Origin of the sequence: Chloroflexus sp. (assembly GCF_034434295.1) — a bacterium.
Classification (GTDB): Bacteria; Chloroflexota; Chloroflexia; order Chloroflexales; family Chloroflexaceae; genus Chloroflexus.
Map to the genome: position 1 here is coordinate 1 of NZ_DAOTZQ010000005.1, position 16,959 is coordinate 16,959.

The window sequence follows — 16,959 nt, forward strand, 5'->3', positions numbered from 1 at the left end:
GAGTGCGGCAGCCATGCTGCCGCGCCAGCCGTGCTCGCGATCCGGCACAGAGCACGCCGTTGACCCAGCTGGGCACGAGGGTGCAGTGGGTGCTCGCTATGAGCATGTGGTCTGTCAGTAATGAATGAGACAACTTCCAGTCAACCCACCTGCTGCCGTATCGGGAAGTTCCAGAACGATCTGCTGCTCTCCACGCTCCCGCTGTGTGTAAGAGAGGTTGAGGGTGAGAAGAATGCTGTCACCTTGTTACCAATTTAGACAAAAAGTCTAATCCTCTCTACCTGGATATTGGCAATCCTGTCTATTGGCAACTCCATGAAGGCTTGTTATCATACCATCACTAATGAGTGCACAATCTGGTGAATGCCATGATGCCTGGATAGTGAGGGGGTGAACGTGCGTAATGCGGGCATCTCCTGCGATGTTGCAGTTCAGAGCCGCAAACGCAAGAGAGAGAAATGGCTTCTGGATAGACTTTATCATCAATTTGTTAGTTTTTTTTACAAGTCCATAGCGGACATTCGGTAATGCCTGCAATCGCGATGGTGCTCAGACGGCCTGCAACGAGGCAGAGGCAGATGGTTTGTGCAAATGTTACAAATGCATGGAGCTGTTTTTGGAAAATCATTCCATGCATCACATGCAATCGCTTAGGTATAGGTTAAAGGAGCAGTTCTCATGAAGCTTGCATGGCGCACAAAGATCGGTCTCGGTCTTGGGTTTGGCCTTGGTCTCTGGCTGGTGGGTACCGGACGCGCTTTTGCTCAGGAAGGGCCAACCACTGCTGAACTGGCAGTTGCAATGAATACCTTCTTCCTGATCGTTGCCGCAGCGCTGGTCTTCTTTATGCAGGCCGGTTTCGCGATGTTGACCGCTGGCTTGACTCGCTCGAAGAACACAACCAACATTCTGTTCAAGAACCTGATGGACTTCGTGATGTGTTCGATTGCCTTCTGGGCAGTCGGCTGGGGGATCGCATACGGTACTTCAGCGGGTGGATTTATCGGCACCGATCAATTCTTCCTCTCGGCGATTACGGCTGAAGGTGAAGTACCGGTGCTGGCAAGCTGGTTCTTCCAGGTCGTGTTTGCCGGTACGGCTGCTACGATTGTGGCCGGGGCAATGGCCGAGCGCACGAAGTTTACTGCATATCTGATCTACAGCTTCATCATCTCGCTCTTCATTTATCCCGTTGTTGTCCACTGGGTCTGGAGTGGTGCCGGTTGGTTGAATACCTATAGTGGCAGCACCGAGGGTAACTGGGGCTTCACCGACTTCGCCGGTAGCACGGTTGTCCACAGTGTCGGTGGCTGGGCATCACTGGTTGGTGCAATGATCCTCGGCCCACGTCTTGGCCGCTTCGGCCCCGACGGCAAGCCTCGCGCCATCCCTGGTCACAATATGTCACTGGCTGCACTGGGCACCTTCATCCTCTGGCTGGGCTGGTTCGGCTTCAACCCCGGTTCGCAATTGGCAATCGCTTCACAGGCCGACGCCGATGCGGTCGCAATGGTTGCCGTTACGACCAATCTGGCCGCCGCCGCCGGTGCCCTTGGTGCACTCTTCACCGCCTGGCTGCGCTACGGCAAGCCCGATCTTGGTCAGACACTAAACGGCGTGCTCGGTGGTCTGGTTGCGATCACCGCTGGCTGTGCCTACGTCGATCCACTCTCCTCGATCATCATCGGTTTCATCGCCGGCCCGGTTGTCGTCTTCTCGGCAGAACTGCTCGAAAAGCTCAAGATCGACGATCCGGTTGGCGCAGTTCCGGTACACCTGGTTAACGGTATCTGGGGCACGCTGGCGGTCGGTCTGTTCGCATCCATCCCCGGTAACACCGGCACGACCGGCCTGTTCTACGGCGGCGGTCTGACCCTGCTCATCTCACAGTTCGTTGGTGTTGTCGCTATCGGTTTGTGGACGGTTGCAACTGCTGCGTTGATGTTCTTCGCCATCAAGGCCACCATTGGTCTGCGGGTTAGCAAGGCCGAGGAAGAGGCTGGTCTCGACATCGGCGAGCACGGTATGGTTGCCTACCCGGATCTGAGCGGTGCGCCAGCGGGTGGTGAAGTGAGCGGCGCTCTGGCCCGATAATAAGCAAACTTTCCCTCCTCCTTGCGCAACCCCTCCTCTATGGTAGAGGAGGGGTTTATGTTGCGATGGTGAACCAGAAGCGCTCGCGAAAACGGCGTAGTTCTTTCAGCACAACTTGCCCCAGCAGCGCAATCAAGATGACGTTCCCAACTGCCCGTACTGCATCCCACGCTAGCGATGTAACGATATAGAAGCGGAGATACTGCTGAATTGTTGCCGCCAGACCACTGCCCGGTAGCCAGCCCAATTCGCCGGGTGGTGCAAACGGCCAAAACCACAGATTCATCAAGGCGCCAAAGAGAAAGCCCCAAACGTAACCGAAACCGCAAAGCAGCCCAACCTCGCCCCATCCCCCAGGACGGAGTCGTTGTCCCAATGGTGCCAAAAGACCGGCACTCATGCCCATCCAGCCACTCACGAACATCTGAAACGGCAACCACGGGCCTACGCCCCCGGTCAGCAGTGCCGAGACCAGCAAGGCCAGGGAACCGATCAGAAAGCCGAAACGCGCTCCATACGCATAGCCAATCAGGATGATCAGAAAAAAGAACGTAGGCGAGTCTGCCGGTCCCGCCGGTAGACGCAAGATCGCTACGACCCCGGTGAGCACACCCAAAATGGCGACCATACGGGTATTAAGCCGACCGGCACTGAGTTCGGCAATCAACAGGACAAGCAGTGCCGGGCCGAGAAGAGCGAAAAAGATCGGGGCTGTGGTGGCATGCGCCTGGGTAAACCCGGTTTCAGCACGACCCAGAAAAAAGGGGTAGAGAAAAGCAATCACGCCAAGCAGGCAGATCAGACCAAAGACAACATCACCTGCAAGGGTTGCTATACGTTGAGCGTGTGGGGTTGACATCATCGTAACGCCTGTCTTCGCAAAGCCTTGTCTGGAAGCTGTATCACACAGCCCGCCAATACCGATTGTTCCTGATCATACCGCATGTCCGGTTAACACCCGACACCTATGACTATCGCCAACGTATTGCGTGGATCGCTCACCGCCGGCGGGATTGTAACCAGATGATCAGACAACTCGCCAGAGCTGGGAGCACGTGCCTCCGGATCGCCAGGGCTGGAAGCGTGCGCAGATCACCACGGCGAGCAGCGCTCCCCACACGCTCGCCACTCATCGCCCTGGCACTCTACTGAGCATGAATGTACGGAACCGATCGGTGTGCCTGCACCTGCGACAACCCACCAGCGATTCGCCAGTGAAACGCCCACTGTGGTATGGCCTCTCGCCTGGTCGGTATGTCGTGTTGTCGATTTGCGTGCCGATCCATGGCGTCCGCCCCCACGATACTGCCAGTCGCCACTGGTCACAAGCACAACATACGTGCTCACTACCATCATCTGGCCGGGCGATGATGAATGAGCTGAAGTCACGTCACTACTCACCGTGGTACCGCAGCGTACCACGTCTCATTATGCTGCGTCCCTGCTACCCTGGTTTGTATACACCACACAACCATTGCCGGCATAGGGAGCGGGTATCTCTGTGCCCTCCGTGTCTCTGTGGTAAAAACCACAGATTGAGGGTGCTACCCCTCCTTTTATCTGTCTTGCAGAAAAACGATGATAAAATGGCAAAAATTTCTAGGTTAAGCATTGACAATTACCAATTAAAGTGATAAAATCTCTTTCAGATTGGTAAATATTACCAACCAGGTAATGAAAGGAGTTCGTATGATGCGCGACCTCTACCACCACGAGCAATTGTACGCTCGCGAGATGCAGGAACGGGTTGCCAGTGCCGCTTCACACCACCAGCTTTCGCCTTCGCCCATCAGTCGTCGACTTGCCCGCTGGTTTGGCTTGCGCTTGATTCGGTTTGGCGCCTACCTGTTGCGCTACGCAGCGGATCGGCGCTCTCGCCATCTTACCTATGCCCGCTAACGGAGGTTGCTATGTACCCACTACTGACCCGTGACCCCATCACCGGTGGTGAGTTAATCGTCACCCGCCTCGAATCACCTGAGAGCGGCATTGTCATCGAAGGTCGCTTTAGCCTGGGCTGGATCGGTCGTCTCTCGCCTGATCAGCTCGCATTCGTTGAGTTGCTGGTCAAGAATCGTGGGAATATTCAACGTCTCGCTGCTGAACTCGACATTGCCTACAATACGGCCCGCGCTCGTCTCGATGAAATCGTTGCTCTGCTCGGCGGCACACCTGAACAGGAACCGCGAGTTGATCGGCGTCAGATTCTCGACCGGCTGGCTGCCCGCGAGATCTCTGTCGAAGAGGCACTGCGTCTGTTGAAGGGAGCTGACCATGAACAGCGCAAATGAAGAACGTCACCGGATTCTGCAAATGGTCGAGCAGGGGCAACTGTCGGCTGCGGAAGCTGCGCGTCTGCTCGATGCCCTGAGTGCCGATCCCCGACCAGCAGAGCGTAGTCAGGCCCGTCTGGTGCGCATTCGTGTCACCGATCTCCCTTCACAACGCCTCAAAGCGTCGGTAGCTATTCCGGTGAGCCTGATTAATGTCGGTCTGCGCCTCGGCGCTCGGCTAGCTCCGCAATTGAGTGGTAGTGCGCTGGAAGAGTTGATCCGCAGCGTGGAACGTGGAACTACCGGTTTGTTGCTGGAATGGCAGGATTTGGAAGAGGGTGAACGGATTGAGATCGTGATCGAATAACCCCTGCTACACCCGTAGTCTTCACCATGAGGAGGGTTTGCATGAAACAACGACTTTCGGTTGATCTGCCAGTAACACTTATCATCCAGGCGGTGCACGGCGATCTGGCGATTCGGGGCTGGGCTGAACCGCTGATCGAATGGCAGAGTGATGATCGTCAGGTGACGGTGACTGCGCAAGCCGATGGTCTGGTTGTCAGCCCCTGTGCTGGCGATCTCCAGCTTGCGGTGCCAGAAACTACTGATGTGCGGATCGTCGTGATCCACGGTGATGCGCGTGCCCAGAATCTCTATCGCCTCACCGCCGAGCGTGTCGAGGGTGATCTTTCGCTGCGCCAGATCACCGGTCAGGCCACCATCGGCTCGCTCGAAGGTGATCTCACGGCAACGACCGTCGCTGAATTGAGCGTCACTGCTGATGTCCACGGTGATGTCTCGCTTACTGAGGTTCCAGTAGTACATTTGGCTGGCGTGGCGGGCGATGTGAATGGGCGAGGTGTGCTGAGTCTAACCATCAATCAGGTTGATGGCGATCTTGAGGTGGCCGGTCTGAGCGAGCAGTTACGGGTCGCTAACGTGAATGGCGACGTTGAGCTTACAGTCACCGGTACCGCTGATGTGCAGCTTGATCGCGTCAACGGTGACCTGACGCTCAAAGGACAGGCCCGTCGTATGCAGTGCCTTACAGTAAGCAGTGATGTTGATGCCTCTGAAGCCCAGATCGATCAGTTTACAATTGAGACGGTGGCTGGCGATGTTGAAGCAGGAACTATCACCAGCGGTCGGATGGTGACGATTGGTGGCGATTTGGAACTCAGCAGGGTCTCCGGGGACCTGACGGTCAGTCATGTCGGAGGTGACTGCGTTGTTAAACAGGCTGCCGGCAACGTTATGATCACAGCTATTGGGGGTGATCTCCGTCTTCACGCCGCTGCCACAGCTGGTAGCACCATACGGGCACAGGTTGGCAGTGACGCGGTCATCGTGCTCCCCGAAACGCCTGATCTGACCATCAATGCAGTTGTCGGTGGTGAAGTGAGTGGGATTGAAACCCGACCTTCAATACCTGGTCAGATGCTGGAGTTGCGCTATGGGCAGGGGAACGCCAGCATCCATCTGCATGTAGGTGGTGATCTCACGATTAAAGGCGCAGGTCAGATCGACTCGTTCAGCAGTATCGGTGCCCAGCTTGGGCAAGAACTGAGTGAGCTTGGCCGCGAATTAGGGCGCGAGCTAAGTGAACTGGGGCGTGAACTGGCCGCCGAGTTGCGAAGTGCGTTAGCCGGCAACGATCCGCGTGCGGGCGAGCGTGCCCGTGCGGCGGCTGAACGCTTCGCCGAGCAGGCCCGGCGCTGGAAAGCCGAGTCTGGGCCAGAACGGATGCGCGTCAAGATCAATCAACGCGAGTGGCGTCTTGATCCCGAACGGATCGAGCGCATCAAGGAGCAGGCCCGTCAGGCTGCGGCTGCCGGTCTAAATGGTGCACTTGAGGCGGTCGAACGGGCGCTGAGTCGGATTCAGTCGCCACCACCACCGCCCCCGGCTGCGCCCAATCCGCCACCACCACCGCATCCGCCAGCAGCGCCACCGCCACCACATCCGCCAGCAACCGGGCCAACAGTGCAGCTTCGCCCTGTCCCGTCACAGTCCCCGATGAGTGAGGCCGAACGAGAACACCAACGGGCCTCGATCTTGCAGATGGTTGCCGATGGTCGTATCTCAGCGGCAGAGGGTGATTTGTTGCTGGCTGCTCTCGATGAGGATCGCGGTTAGAGGGTGTTCTGTAACATCTGGCAAGATACAGGTATGCACGTGCTCCAATTTGCACATCATCCAACAGTGACTTGTACAATATGTATTGTCATAAGCAGATCACCATTGTAAACAACATATCCGCGTGCATCCGTCAGAGCCGCGTCCATCCGTGTTCTGCGGATAACACCCACAGATGCTCACCGATGCAGCGGATATGCGCGGATTACCCGACTGCCAGTGCCTTACCGTATGGCGTGACCCATTTGCGCACATACCGTAGGGACGCCGCATGCCTCGCCCCTACCCATGCTTTAGGCTGTACATGATCACGGCCTGGACGCTGCCTCAACCCGCATCACCAGTTCGACCAGTGCCAGATTAAACTCTGCTGGCCGTTCAATCGCACTGAGATGGCCAGCGTGCGGAATCACGACGAAACGACTATCGGCAATCGCACTGTGCATCACCTGCGCTTCAGCAGGGGGGGTGAGGGTGTCTTCCGCACCGACGACAACGGTTGTCGGCACCCGAATCTCGGCCAGCAGCGGCGTCGAATCAGGGCGTGCCGCCATGGTGTGGAGAGCTGCGGCAATCCCTTCAGGTGGATTCGCCGCAGCGATGCTCAGCAGCTCAGCCCGTAACGCCTCACTTGCCCCTGGCGCTACCAGATTGAGTAACATTCGTCCGGCCAGTGCCGCACTTCCCTCTTCCAACGCAATCCTGGCATTAACGGCCCGTGCTGCCCGCGTCTCTTCACTATCGGCAGTTGCCCGGGTATCGGCCAGCAACAGGCCGCTGATCCGCTCTGGTGCCCGCCGCAGCAGAGCAAAGGCAATGTAGCCCCCCATCGACAACCCGGCCAGCACTGCCCGTTCGATGTTCAGGGTATCGAGTAATGCCAGGACATCCGTTGCATAGTCATCGAGTGACTGTGGCAGCGGTGTCGCCAGCGAGCCGCCAAACCCGCGTAGATCAGGGGCAATCATACGCATGCGATCACTCAATGTACTCAATTGCGCTCGCCATAATGCCGCACTCAGCGGAAAAGCGTGCAACAAGACGACCGGTTGTCCACTTCCTGCATCATCGTAGCGTAGTTGCACACCGTGGGGGAGGGTCACGTGCATTGGTACCTCCGTTTCTGAGCCGATACTCAACCAGTGCAATGCGTTTGGCAAACGCCTGTCAGCGTGTTGCCGGACATCAGGATGGCTGCATGATACATCTGCATAACACGTTATACAGCACACGTCGCACAAATAGCAGCCTATGCTCTGAAGTTACCCTTGCCGGGATCGTTGTACCAGTATATGCGAAACATGCCGCACGGTTTACCATAGGGAAGAGAATCTGCATCAGATGGTGTCTGCGTTCTACACCGGATGCGACACTGGTTGCCATTGGGTATGAGGGTAGAGTATCACCTGCTAATCCCCCGACAGCACGACGGCATAGACAGTAGAACTTATGTCATAAAAGCTGTGCTGTCACGCTCCCAGACTGTCGCACAGGCTCATAAACGCTTTCCAATCAGCAAAGACAGTATATTCTACTCCCAGTTTACCGGCACGGCAGCGAGAAGTGCCGACAACCATCTTCGGTGCCATCGTTCGCCGGATTAGTTACCTTACCTGCTCATCATGCACGTGTCGCAGCGTTTGGCGTGCGGCAGCATGGCTACCACACCAGCCGTACTTCTCCATGTCACGCCGTTGATCCTGCCGGTCACGGGGATGCTGGATGTGCTCTCACGTTCTTATAGTCTGTCAGTAATTAAAGTGAACAGAGTGCGGAAGTCAGCTTTCCGCACTCTGTTCTACAAGCAGGCACGCGCTTAAGACGTTGTGCAACCGATGTTCTCAGCGCTATACGTGATGGCTACTGCTGCAAGATAGACAGGAGGTAGTCGATAGACGTTGTCGGCGCTGATGGTGTCGCAGCCTGCATGTTCTGGTGCGACTCCACCGGTCATGACGACACAGAAACAAGATCGACGATCTGTAAGTCCATTAACTGAACAATGCCTTCAACCACATCAATCGCCGACCAGTGCAGATCAGTGGCAATATCCGACAGGCTCTTTCGACCGTCAATGGCCTCAAGCAGCAAATGCAGCGCAACACTTGCACGCGGCAAAGCCTCTTCACGGGAAACCTTCAGTGTCGGTATCAGTTTCAGCGAAGAAACCCTGTGCCAGACCCGCCGCCACCGCAACGCCATGCGCTCAGCGTAGCGGATCATCGTCGCAATATCGCCCCATATCGATTGCTGGCTACTTCTGGCACCGCTACTGACGTTGAACGTGCCTTGTTGGACGTTGAGCAGAATGCCTAGCGCTTCTGTCCCTATTTGTCCCTCGCACTCAACGTGATACATTTGACCATTGGTGAAGAATATCCGACCGGAACGCTCTCCCTGAATATCGAGCGAGCCAGAGAGGGCACTGTATGCAGCGAGATCGATCAACTCGCGCAATGGTACCTGTTGTAACGAACCGTGCAATGCCATCATGGGCCTCCTGGGCACAACTGAAGGATAGGATGGGATGCCCTTTAAAATTGGTTATACCACAACTCAGCAACCATAACAATGTGACCATAGTCCAGTCATAGAAGAAGTCGTCATAGTACCGGTTTAGGTAACGCCTACCTCACCATGCCAGCAGACGATGTTGTTGTGTGCGGCGAAGCCCGAATGTGCGTTACGGAGACCATAGCAGATCGCACGCTGCTGACCGGCATGCCTGCCACGTGCAGTATGTCTGTGTCGCCTGTGTGAAGCGCGGAAGTCATGGTGTGGCCTGAGGGTAGCCTTGTTGCTGCGCGAACATAGATTGGCAGACATACGGTATGATCAGGTGGAATACCCCGTAAAACTCGCTCCTTTGGGAAACGAAAGAAGGGTAACGCAGTGCAGTTACCCTTCTCCCGTTCCATAGCTAATCGGTGCAGCCCGTACTACGCGGAGCGTGCCGGTGCACGTCTCGTCACTGGCTGTGGGACATGATCCTCGCCGGATCGACCGAGGAGAGTTGCGCTTAACAACACCAACGCTAGCCATGCCAGGTCGGCGAAGAGCAGATGCACCAGTTGCATCCACACTGGAGCCTTCAGGATGACGTTGATTGCACCCAGAAAAATCTGACCAACAAAGATCGCAGCAGTAGCCCACGCCAGTCGGCGCGTTGTTGGTGATGGATCGTAGCGCACTGCCCGTTGGGCCAGCGAAATCATCGCCAGGCCGACCAGTGTACCCAATACCGGATGGATAATCCGCATCCATACCAGGGGATGACTATCACGAGTGATCGACTGCGATACACCACCAGGCAGCACACCCAATTGCAAGAGGGTATCACCCAGAGCCGTTATCGCACCACTAGAACCCACCACTGCCGTGCCGACCAACGCCGCAATTAGCACGCTCAACAAGCCACCTTTACCACGCAGGTCAGGTGCCGGCTTGCCACCGGCGTACCATGCTGTGAGAGCCATTGCTCCAAGCAGCAGAAATGTATTAACGAGGTGCAGTCCCAATGATAGCGCACGTGTCAGTGATGCATCATGGGCTACCAGTTGGAAGAGCACGAGTGCCGCTCCGATCAGCGACTCAACAATCATCAAAATCATCGTTGCAATCGCCGCCCGCCGTGCCGGATGGCCGGCAGCAAACAGTCGTAAGGCCCAAACCAGTAACCCTATCGTCAACAGCAGGGCAATGCCACTGGTTACGCGATGGGAAAACTCGATGAGTTGCGCTGTACCGGGTGCCCGCGGTATCACCTGACCATCACAGAGTGGCCAGTGATCGCCACAACCGGCACCTGAGCCAGTTGCCCGCACAAATGCACCCCACATGATGACCAACAGGTTGTATCCAACATTGAGCCATGCAAAATTGACAAAGGCACGATGCCGCGGATCCATGCAACTTCCTCCCGCCGCGACCGTGTTGGCGCGGATTGCAAGAACTATGTGACATATCGCACTTTATTCTAGCATGACCCTTGCGTAGCGTGCAGTAAACACCGTGTTATAATTCGTTCACTAAACGCAAACGTGTGAGCAAGAGGGGGCATCCTGGTGACAGTCCATGCACCGCCATCAATTGAGCAACTTGTTCAGACCTTGCAGTACCTCTGCAAGCAACCATCGACCGCCGGTCAGATCGATGAGTTGCACACCATGGCTGAACATGTCGCCCTTCTTGTGCGTCGGTTAGGCATGCACGTGCGCATTGCGACTACCGGTACAGCACCGGTAGTTATTGCCCATCGGCCAGGACGACGGCCACAGACCCTTTTGCTCTACCATCACTACGATACGCCACCAACCGGCCCTTGGCGACACTGGTCATACGAACCGTTTGATATTGCGGAACGTGATAGTTGTGTATTCGGACGCGGTGTGTCCGGTGGCAAAGGTGCCCTGGCAGCCCATCTGGCGGCCCTACAGACCATGCTGCACCGTGAAGGGGAATTGCCGTGTGGGATCACCCTGGTCATTGAAGGGGCAGCCACAACGGGTAGTTCTGGTCTGCAAGAAGCTCTACACGCGCATAGCGATCTACTGCAATGTGACGCGATCCTGGCCAGTGTTGGTGACCGCGATGCTACCGGTACGCCTATCTGCGTGAGTGGTAGTAAAGGCTGGATCCGTCTACGTCTGAGTGCGCATGGACCGGCATACCCTCTACCAACCGGCTTTGCTGCCAGCGTTGTCAATCCGCTTTGGCGGTTGATCTGGGCTCTGGCTTCTCTCAAGGGTGATGATGAAGATGTACGGGTCGAGGGATTCTACGACGCGATTGAAGGTCCTTCGCGCAACGATAATGCAGTGATCCGACAACTGCAACTGGCCTCGACTGTAAGACGGGACGCATGGCGGATCGATCAGTTTCTTTTCGGTATCGACGGTGCAGCGTTGAGTCGTTCGGAAGTAACACTCCCCACCTGTAATGTAAGTAGCATCACCGTTGACCCTTCGGGTGAGACACCGGTTATCCCTGCGCAGGCTACGGCGCTACTCGATATTCAGTTGGTTCCCCATCAGCAGCCAGACGCGATTGTGAAACTGATACAGCACCACCTGTACGAGAAGGGGTTTCCTGACATTGTGATCGAGCGGTTACCCGGCGGCTATCCTCCGTTGATGACTGCGACCGATAATCCTTTCGTGACACAGGTGGCTGCTATCGGCGCAACCGTATTTGAACGACCACCGGTGATTGTGCCGGCTGGCCCATACACGGTACCTTTCAGCTTACTGGTGGGTCATCACCCGATTCCAACAGTAAGCCTCGGCCTGACACCGGTTGTGAGCGCGACCTTTGCTCCTGATGAATATATTTCACTCACCGACCTGATCCGTCATAGTCATTTGCTAATCGAATTACTCGACCAGTTATGGCGGTAAGTATTTCCAGCGGCATGGTCACACTATAGCACTTAATTTCATAAAAAGCTATGCTGCCGTGCTCCCAGAGGGTCGCACAGGAGCATGCACGCTTGCCAATCGCCAACGATAGCAATCCTGCTCCCAGTCTACCGGTATGAAAGCGAGGATAGCTGACGCCCATCGCTGGCGCCATCACGCGCTGGATTGGTTGCCTTACCCGCTCGTCATGCGCGTGGTGCGGGGGGTGGAGTGCGGCAGCCATGCTGTCGCAGCAGCCGTGCTTACGATCCGGTGCGTGGTACTGAGCTGAAATGGTTGGCCCGTTGTCAGCCATTGGTCGCAGCAGCCGTGCTCACGATCCGGTGCGTGGTACGCTGTTAACCCTGCTGGTCACGAGGATACTATGTGTGCTCGTCACGAGCATAGAGTCTGTCAGTAATGAATTGAGATAGCTTTTAGTAGATGTTTTTTGAAATAAATTCTACTGTGCCGATGCCGGCATATTTAACGTAGAGCACACCCCGCCGAATGACACATCCTTCGGCAATACCCGTGCCGCATCGTATAGTGTATGAACGCACGGACACAACGCAGCACGGATAACGTAAATCCAGCCGAGATTAACTCTGTGGAATGCACGACTCTGTGATAACTTCTATTGATTGCGATATGCAGCTAAAGCTGTTTCCCGATCCGGATAGATCTTGAACAGCGTATCGAAGCGGCTCTTACGGAAAATTTCGGCAATCTGTGGCTGCAAACCGTACAACCGTAGATCACCACCCAGTGGTTGAACGGCGCGCAGGTTAGTCAAGAGCATTCGCAGGGCCAGGCTGGCCACGAAATTGACCTCGGTCATATCCGCAAGCACCTTACCACGATGCCGGTTGATGGCATCTGCCAGCTCCTGCTCGATGGTCGCAATCCCGGCTGCATCAAGGCGAGCCGGAAGCTCAATGATGAGCACATCATCTACATGCTCGGTCTTCACGCCGAAGTCTCTCTTTCTAGCGAGTTTTCACCGCTATGCAACGATTGAGGGTACCGTCATTATAGCATGCTCTGAACCTGTCTTAGAACAGGTAGTACAGCGCTCAGGATACCGCCCGGTATGCTCTGCATATCGTTGTGAGTATTGGGTACTCTGGTAAGCCCTTGACGTTAAAGCTGACCATCAGACAGACGTTCCACAATCAAAAGGGTAATGTCATCAGCCTGTGGTGCACCGGCAGCGAATGTGTCAACCGCCGCGACGACTGCTGTCACCAGATCGGGAGCGGGCTGTTGGCAGAGGGTTTGCAGACATGCCTGTAAACGGGCATCACCAAACAGTTCACCGGCTGGATTCATCGCTTCGGTAATACCATCGCTGAAGGCTACCAGCTTCTCGCCGGGCTGTATCTGCAACTCATACACGTCATACGTTTGCCCGGCCACAATGCCGATTGGTAATGATCCTTCGTGTAGTTCTTCTACCACATCGCCATTTCGGGCAATTCGCAATAGAGGGTTATGCCCGGCATTGACATATGTCATTGTACCACTGAGTGGATCAAGCAAACCGTAAAACAGAGTGATGAACATATTGGCATCACCGTGCTCACGGCAGATATAGTCGTTGGTAAGACTGACAGCGTGGAGGAGAATAGATGTATTGATGCTTCCGGGCGACTGCGCCATCCCTACAGCCTGCGACGCCGCTCGCAGCAATGATCGACTCAGCGCCACGAACAGGGCAGCCGTTACCCCTTTGCCACAGGCATCGGCCACCACCAGGCCGACCCTACCATCGGGAAGCGTAATGGTATCGAAGAAATCACCACCCACAGCCTGTGCCCCGCGACTAAACCCGGCAATGCGCCAGCCGGCTGGTTGCGGCAGCACCCGTGGTAAGAAAGACTGCTGAATACGACGGGCAACATCCAGCTCCTCTTCGAGGCGGTTGAGCCGAATCAATTCCGCCTGCGCAGCCTGTAATTGCTGATACGCCGCCAGTAGTTCGGCATTCTTGCGTTCGAGATTATGAATCATGCGCTGATTGGTATTGCGTACCCGACTGACGATACTGCGTAGCATCGTCATTGCCAGGGCCGGACTGGAGCCAATCAGGGTAGCAAACACCGCTTCATTCAGCGCAACCAGGCGACTCGGTTCGATTGCCCGTACCGTTGCCGACCGTGGACTCTGATCGATCAGGCTCATCTCGCCAATGATTTGGCCGGCGTGAAAAACCTCTAGCCGCAACTCTGTGCCGTTAACGAACGTGATCACCTCTACCGCACCGCTCAAGATCACAAAGCATTCGGTTCCCGAATCACCCTGATGAAACAATATTTCACCAGCGGCAAGGCGACACTCGGCCAGGCGAGGGGCTAACTCGGCCAGAATCGCTTCGGGTACTACCTGAAAGAGCGGTAAACTCCGCAAGCGATCCAGCATCGTCATCGTTTTGGTCACAATTAACTCGTTCCAGCCACTTGCCGGATCATGCCGGTACTGAAGGGTGTCGGCGTATTCGCGCACAAAGAAGAGGCCAAGGCCACCAATGGTCCGTTGATCAACCTCCCTGCCCAGATCGGGTGGTGGTGCGTCGTGGGGATCGAAGGGGTATCCGCGATCACGAATGATAATCGTCAGCACTCCCTGTTCATACCGGCACGACAACTGAATCTGATCGCGGTTTTGGTCATCGTAGCCATACTTGACAATATTGGTAGCGACTTCTTCGATCACCAGCCGCAACAGATAGACATAATCGTGCGGTAACTGCCAGTCAGTCTCCAGCGCATCGCTGAAGGCTAACAGTTCAGTTACCGCGTTCCAATCGGCGAAGACACTGATCTGTCGCTGCATGCCAACCTCTACACGGCTAATGGTTCGGTTGGATGGCGACTAGGGGGGAGCGGCAGGGTGGCTCGTAATTTACGTAGCCGGGTAATGGCATCCACGGCAGCTTCGTGGACATTGGGGTCGGTATCATCGACGGCCTGAGTTAAGGCATTGAGAACGGTTGTGTTTGCGGCTGCCACACCCAACCGCCCCAACGCACGCGCCGCGGCTTCACGAGCGTAGGCGTCAGCATCAGAGAGCATTGGCAGCAGGTGTTCAATCATCTGGGCCGTACCGGCCAGCTCTCCCAACTGACTCACCACCAGGGCTGCTGCTGAGCGCACGAAACTATCGGGATTGTCGAGACATTCAATCAGATGATCGAGGAGTTGTGGCGAGATGATCCGATCACGCAATTGACCCAGTGTGCGGGCAGCAGCGAAGCGCGTCTCCAAATCACAATCATGGATTGCCAATCGGATCAGTGTCTTGACCAGAGGTTGCGGCGGTATCCCATTAATCAGGCCGAGCATACGCGCTGAAGCTGCACGTACATGCGAGGCGCTGTCACTCAAACCGTCGTGCAGGAGCACCAGGTCTGCCGCTGTGTAGTGACCTTCCCGCACGCGCAGACGGCGAATTGCTTCATAGCGACTTTGCCAGCCAGGGTCTTGCAATTGACGGCGTAACTGTTCAAAATCACCGCTCTCGAAGGTGTCGAGTTCGGCTAGCAACGTCAGCCGTAACCACTCATCGCGCGAACTGTTGAGACGCTGCCGGGCGAGATGCAGCACCTGTAACGCTAACAGGATTTCTTCGACGGTCAGGCGAAGTTCTGGGCGTGAACGTAATTCGCGCTCGATCAGGTGGGCAAGCTGGTAGCGCCAGCGGCTGGCACGGCGGACAATGTGATTGGCGCCTGGGCCACGTGAAATCTCGGCCAGTGACAGCACAGCGGCAACCGGCTCGTCCTGGAAGGCAGCAAGAAATGGTTCAAGTGCACGCAGGGTAAGGTATCCGAGCACACTATTCACGCCGGCAATTTGTATCTCTTGCCGAGGGTTGCGGGCAAAGGTTGTGAATCGTTCGGCTACCCGCTGCCGCCATGTCTCTCGATCAAACACTGGCAGCCCCCTTTCTTCCCTGCGTCATTGTAGTAGAACGATGATTTATTTACTTTTTAGTATATCATGCCGTCATAGTATTGCACAGTACTTTAGTACTATTCTTTGATTGCAAAAATATTACAGATGCGATTGCTGCTGTCATATGGTAAGATATGCCGGGACGTATGTCGCTGCGGATAATGTATATGAATTCAGCACCGGAAGATCCCGATGTTACAACCAGTATTCGCCGGGTGCGTCGGGGTTGTGTGATGATGGCAATCATTGTTATTGCCATGACCATTTTTCTGATCAGCGCAACCGGTAACCTGGCGTTTTCGTTATTACTCCTTGTCGCAGGAGCGCTGCTGGCCCTGGCTTTCTTTGTGGTACGTTGAGGCCATTCATGTCGCCAACCTATCGTCGGGCACTATTGGCTGTGCTGGGACTGGTCTTTGTGATCATCTCCATTGTTGTGGCCTTCCAGCAACCTTTCGGTCTGTGGCACTGGCTCTGGCTGATCCTGGCCGGGTTATGCCTGTTTGCACTCCGTCGGCAATAATAACTATTTGTTCACCTGACCAACCTCTGTTTCTGTTGCTTCACATCCATACTGACCTGACAACGGCGTGTGTTCCCGTCCTTACGGTTAGGCCCCCGGCGGGACGTGCCACGATTCCCGTTCGTGTGCGGCACCGTCTTCACCACAATAGAACTTATTGCATAAAAGTCGTCCAGGCGCATGAACACTGGCCAATCCCAACGACAGCCTACCCGGCTCCTGACCCGTTGGCAGAGCGCAGCTCCGGTTGTGCTATCACGCGCTGGATGGGTTGACTTGTTCGCTCGTCATATACGTATCGCAACGTTTGGAGTGCAGCAGCCGTGCTCATGACCCGGCGCGTGACGTGCCGTTGAGCCTACTGATCAGGGGTAGGCTGGATGTACTCGTTACGATGAGTCGGTCAGAAATAAATGAGATAACTTCTGGAAGACGTTTTCATCCCTGTCATAACAGGCTACGGCAGCACGTTCAGACCCGTCAGGGTTTGCAAACACCTTACAATTGTTGACAAGCCTATTCGCAAGCCGCCGCTGATATGTTATAATCAGAACTGAAAGCGTGCGCCTGACAACCTG

General features: G+C 55.6%; 15 protein-coding genes. 8 read left to right on the plus strand and 7 right to left on the minus strand.

Annotated features, from left to right (window positions below; all coding sequences use genetic code 11):
• Positions 1 to 678: 678 nt before the first annotated feature.
• Positions 679 to 2,094: an ammonium transporter gene (locus tag VAE57_RS01120; RefSeq protein WP_322820078.1), complete on the plus strand. Its 1,416-nt coding sequence runs from the start codon at positions 679 to 681 to the stop codon at positions 2,092 to 2,094.
• 55 nt (positions 2,095 to 2,149) lie between these two features.
• On the opposite strand, the gene VAE57_RS01125 is transcribed toward VAE57_RS01120, so the two are convergent.
• Positions 2,150 to 2,956 carry an ECF transporter S component gene (locus tag VAE57_RS01125; RefSeq protein ID WP_322820079.1) on the minus strand — a complete coding sequence of 269 codons (807 nt, stop codon included), beginning with the start codon at positions 2,954 to 2,956 and terminating at the stop codon, positions 2,150 to 2,152.
• A gap of 827 nt (positions 2,957 to 3,783) precedes the next feature.
• Between VAE57_RS01125 and VAE57_RS01130 the strand changes: the two genes are divergently transcribed.
• The 4 genes from VAE57_RS01130 to VAE57_RS01145 are packed head-to-tail and all read left to right on the plus strand — an operon-like array spanning position 3,784 to position 6,506.
• Entirely contained in the window at positions 3,784 to 3,993 is a 210-nt protein-coding gene (locus VAE57_RS01130) for a hypothetical protein (RefSeq protein ID WP_322820080.1), read from the plus strand.
• A gap of 11 nt (positions 3,994 to 4,004) precedes the next feature.
• Positions 4,005 to 4,385 (plus strand): DUF2089 domain-containing protein, encoded by a 381-nt coding sequence (locus VAE57_RS01135; RefSeq protein WP_012256893.1) that lies wholly within the window; start codon positions 4,005 to 4,007, stop codon positions 4,383 to 4,385.
• Entirely contained in the window at positions 4,369 to 4,734 is a 366-nt protein-coding gene (locus VAE57_RS01140) for an SHOCT-like domain-containing protein (RefSeq protein ID WP_322820081.1), read from the plus strand. Before VAE57_RS01135 ends, VAE57_RS01140 begins: the two co-directional genes overlap by 17 nt.
• Positions 4,735 to 4,775: 41 nt before the next feature.
• The gene (locus tag VAE57_RS01145) at positions 4,776 to 6,506 is read left to right on the plus strand and encodes a DUF4097 family beta strand repeat-containing protein (RefSeq protein WP_322820082.1); all 1,731 of its coding nucleotides are present in this window, start codon (positions 4,776 to 4,778) and stop codon (positions 6,504 to 6,506) included.
• Positions 6,507 to 6,814: 308 nt separating this feature from the next.
• Here VAE57_RS01145 and VAE57_RS01150 read toward each other — a convergent pair whose 3' ends face one another.
• The 3 genes from VAE57_RS01150 to VAE57_RS01160 form a co-directional block, all read right to left on the minus strand.
• Positions 6,815 to 7,615 carry an alpha/beta fold hydrolase gene (locus VAE57_RS01150; protein ID WP_322820083.1) on the minus strand — a complete coding sequence of 267 codons (801 nt, stop codon included), beginning with the start codon at positions 7,613 to 7,615 and terminating at the stop codon, positions 6,815 to 6,817.
• Positions 7,616 to 8,456: 841 nt separating this feature from the next.
• Positions 8,457 to 8,999, minus strand: a complete 543-nt coding sequence (locus VAE57_RS01155; RefSeq protein WP_322820084.1) for a DUF4388 domain-containing protein — start codon at positions 8,997 to 8,999, stop codon at positions 8,457 to 8,459.
• 446 nt (positions 9,000 to 9,445) lie between these two features.
• Positions 9,446 to 10,414, minus strand: a complete 969-nt coding sequence (locus tag VAE57_RS01160) for a COX15/CtaA family protein (RefSeq protein WP_322820085.1) — start codon at positions 10,412 to 10,414, stop codon at positions 9,446 to 9,448.
• Positions 10,415 to 10,570: 156 nt separating this feature from the next.
• Here VAE57_RS01160 and VAE57_RS01165 point away from each other — a divergent pair, with 156 nt between their 5' ends.
• Positions 10,571 to 11,902, plus strand: a complete 1,332-nt coding sequence (locus tag VAE57_RS01165; protein WP_322820086.1) for a M20/M25/M40 family metallo-hydrolase — start codon at positions 10,571 to 10,573, stop codon at positions 11,900 to 11,902.
• A gap of 637 nt (positions 11,903 to 12,539) precedes the next feature.
• On the opposite strand, the gene VAE57_RS01170 is transcribed toward VAE57_RS01165, so the two are convergent.
• The 3 genes from VAE57_RS01170 to VAE57_RS01180 form a co-directional block, all read right to left on the minus strand.
• Positions 12,540 to 12,875 carry an STAS domain-containing protein gene (locus tag VAE57_RS01170; protein ID WP_322820087.1) on the minus strand — a complete coding sequence of 112 codons (336 nt, stop codon included), beginning with the start codon at positions 12,873 to 12,875 and terminating at the stop codon, positions 12,540 to 12,542.
• A gap of 170 nt (positions 12,876 to 13,045) precedes the next feature.
• On the minus strand, positions 13,046 to 14,737 hold the full coding sequence (locus VAE57_RS01175) for a SpoIIE family protein phosphatase (protein ID WP_322820088.1): 1,692 nt from the start codon (positions 14,735 to 14,737) through the stop codon (positions 13,046 to 13,048).
• Positions 14,738 to 14,745: 8 nt separating this feature from the next.
• Positions 14,746 to 15,837, minus strand: coding sequence for a HEAT repeat domain-containing protein (locus tag VAE57_RS01180; RefSeq protein WP_322820089.1), 1,092 nt, complete (start codon positions 15,835 to 15,837; stop codon positions 14,746 to 14,748).
• A gap of 188 nt (positions 15,838 to 16,025) precedes the next feature.
• On the opposite strand from VAE57_RS01180, the gene VAE57_RS01185 reads away from it, so the two are divergent.
• Together VAE57_RS01185 and VAE57_RS01190 are read left to right on the plus strand one after the other, a co-directional pair.
• Complete coding sequence (locus tag VAE57_RS01185; protein WP_322820090.1) at positions 16,026 to 16,217, plus strand: hypothetical protein; 192 nt, start codon at positions 16,026 to 16,028, stop codon at positions 16,215 to 16,217.
• A gap of 8 nt (positions 16,218 to 16,225) precedes the next feature.
• A complete protein-coding gene (locus tag VAE57_RS01190; RefSeq protein ID WP_322820091.1) occupies positions 16,226 to 16,381 on the plus strand; it encodes a hypothetical protein in 156 nt (51 codons plus the stop codon).
• The last annotated feature ends 578 nt before the right edge of the window (positions 16,382 to 16,959 follow it).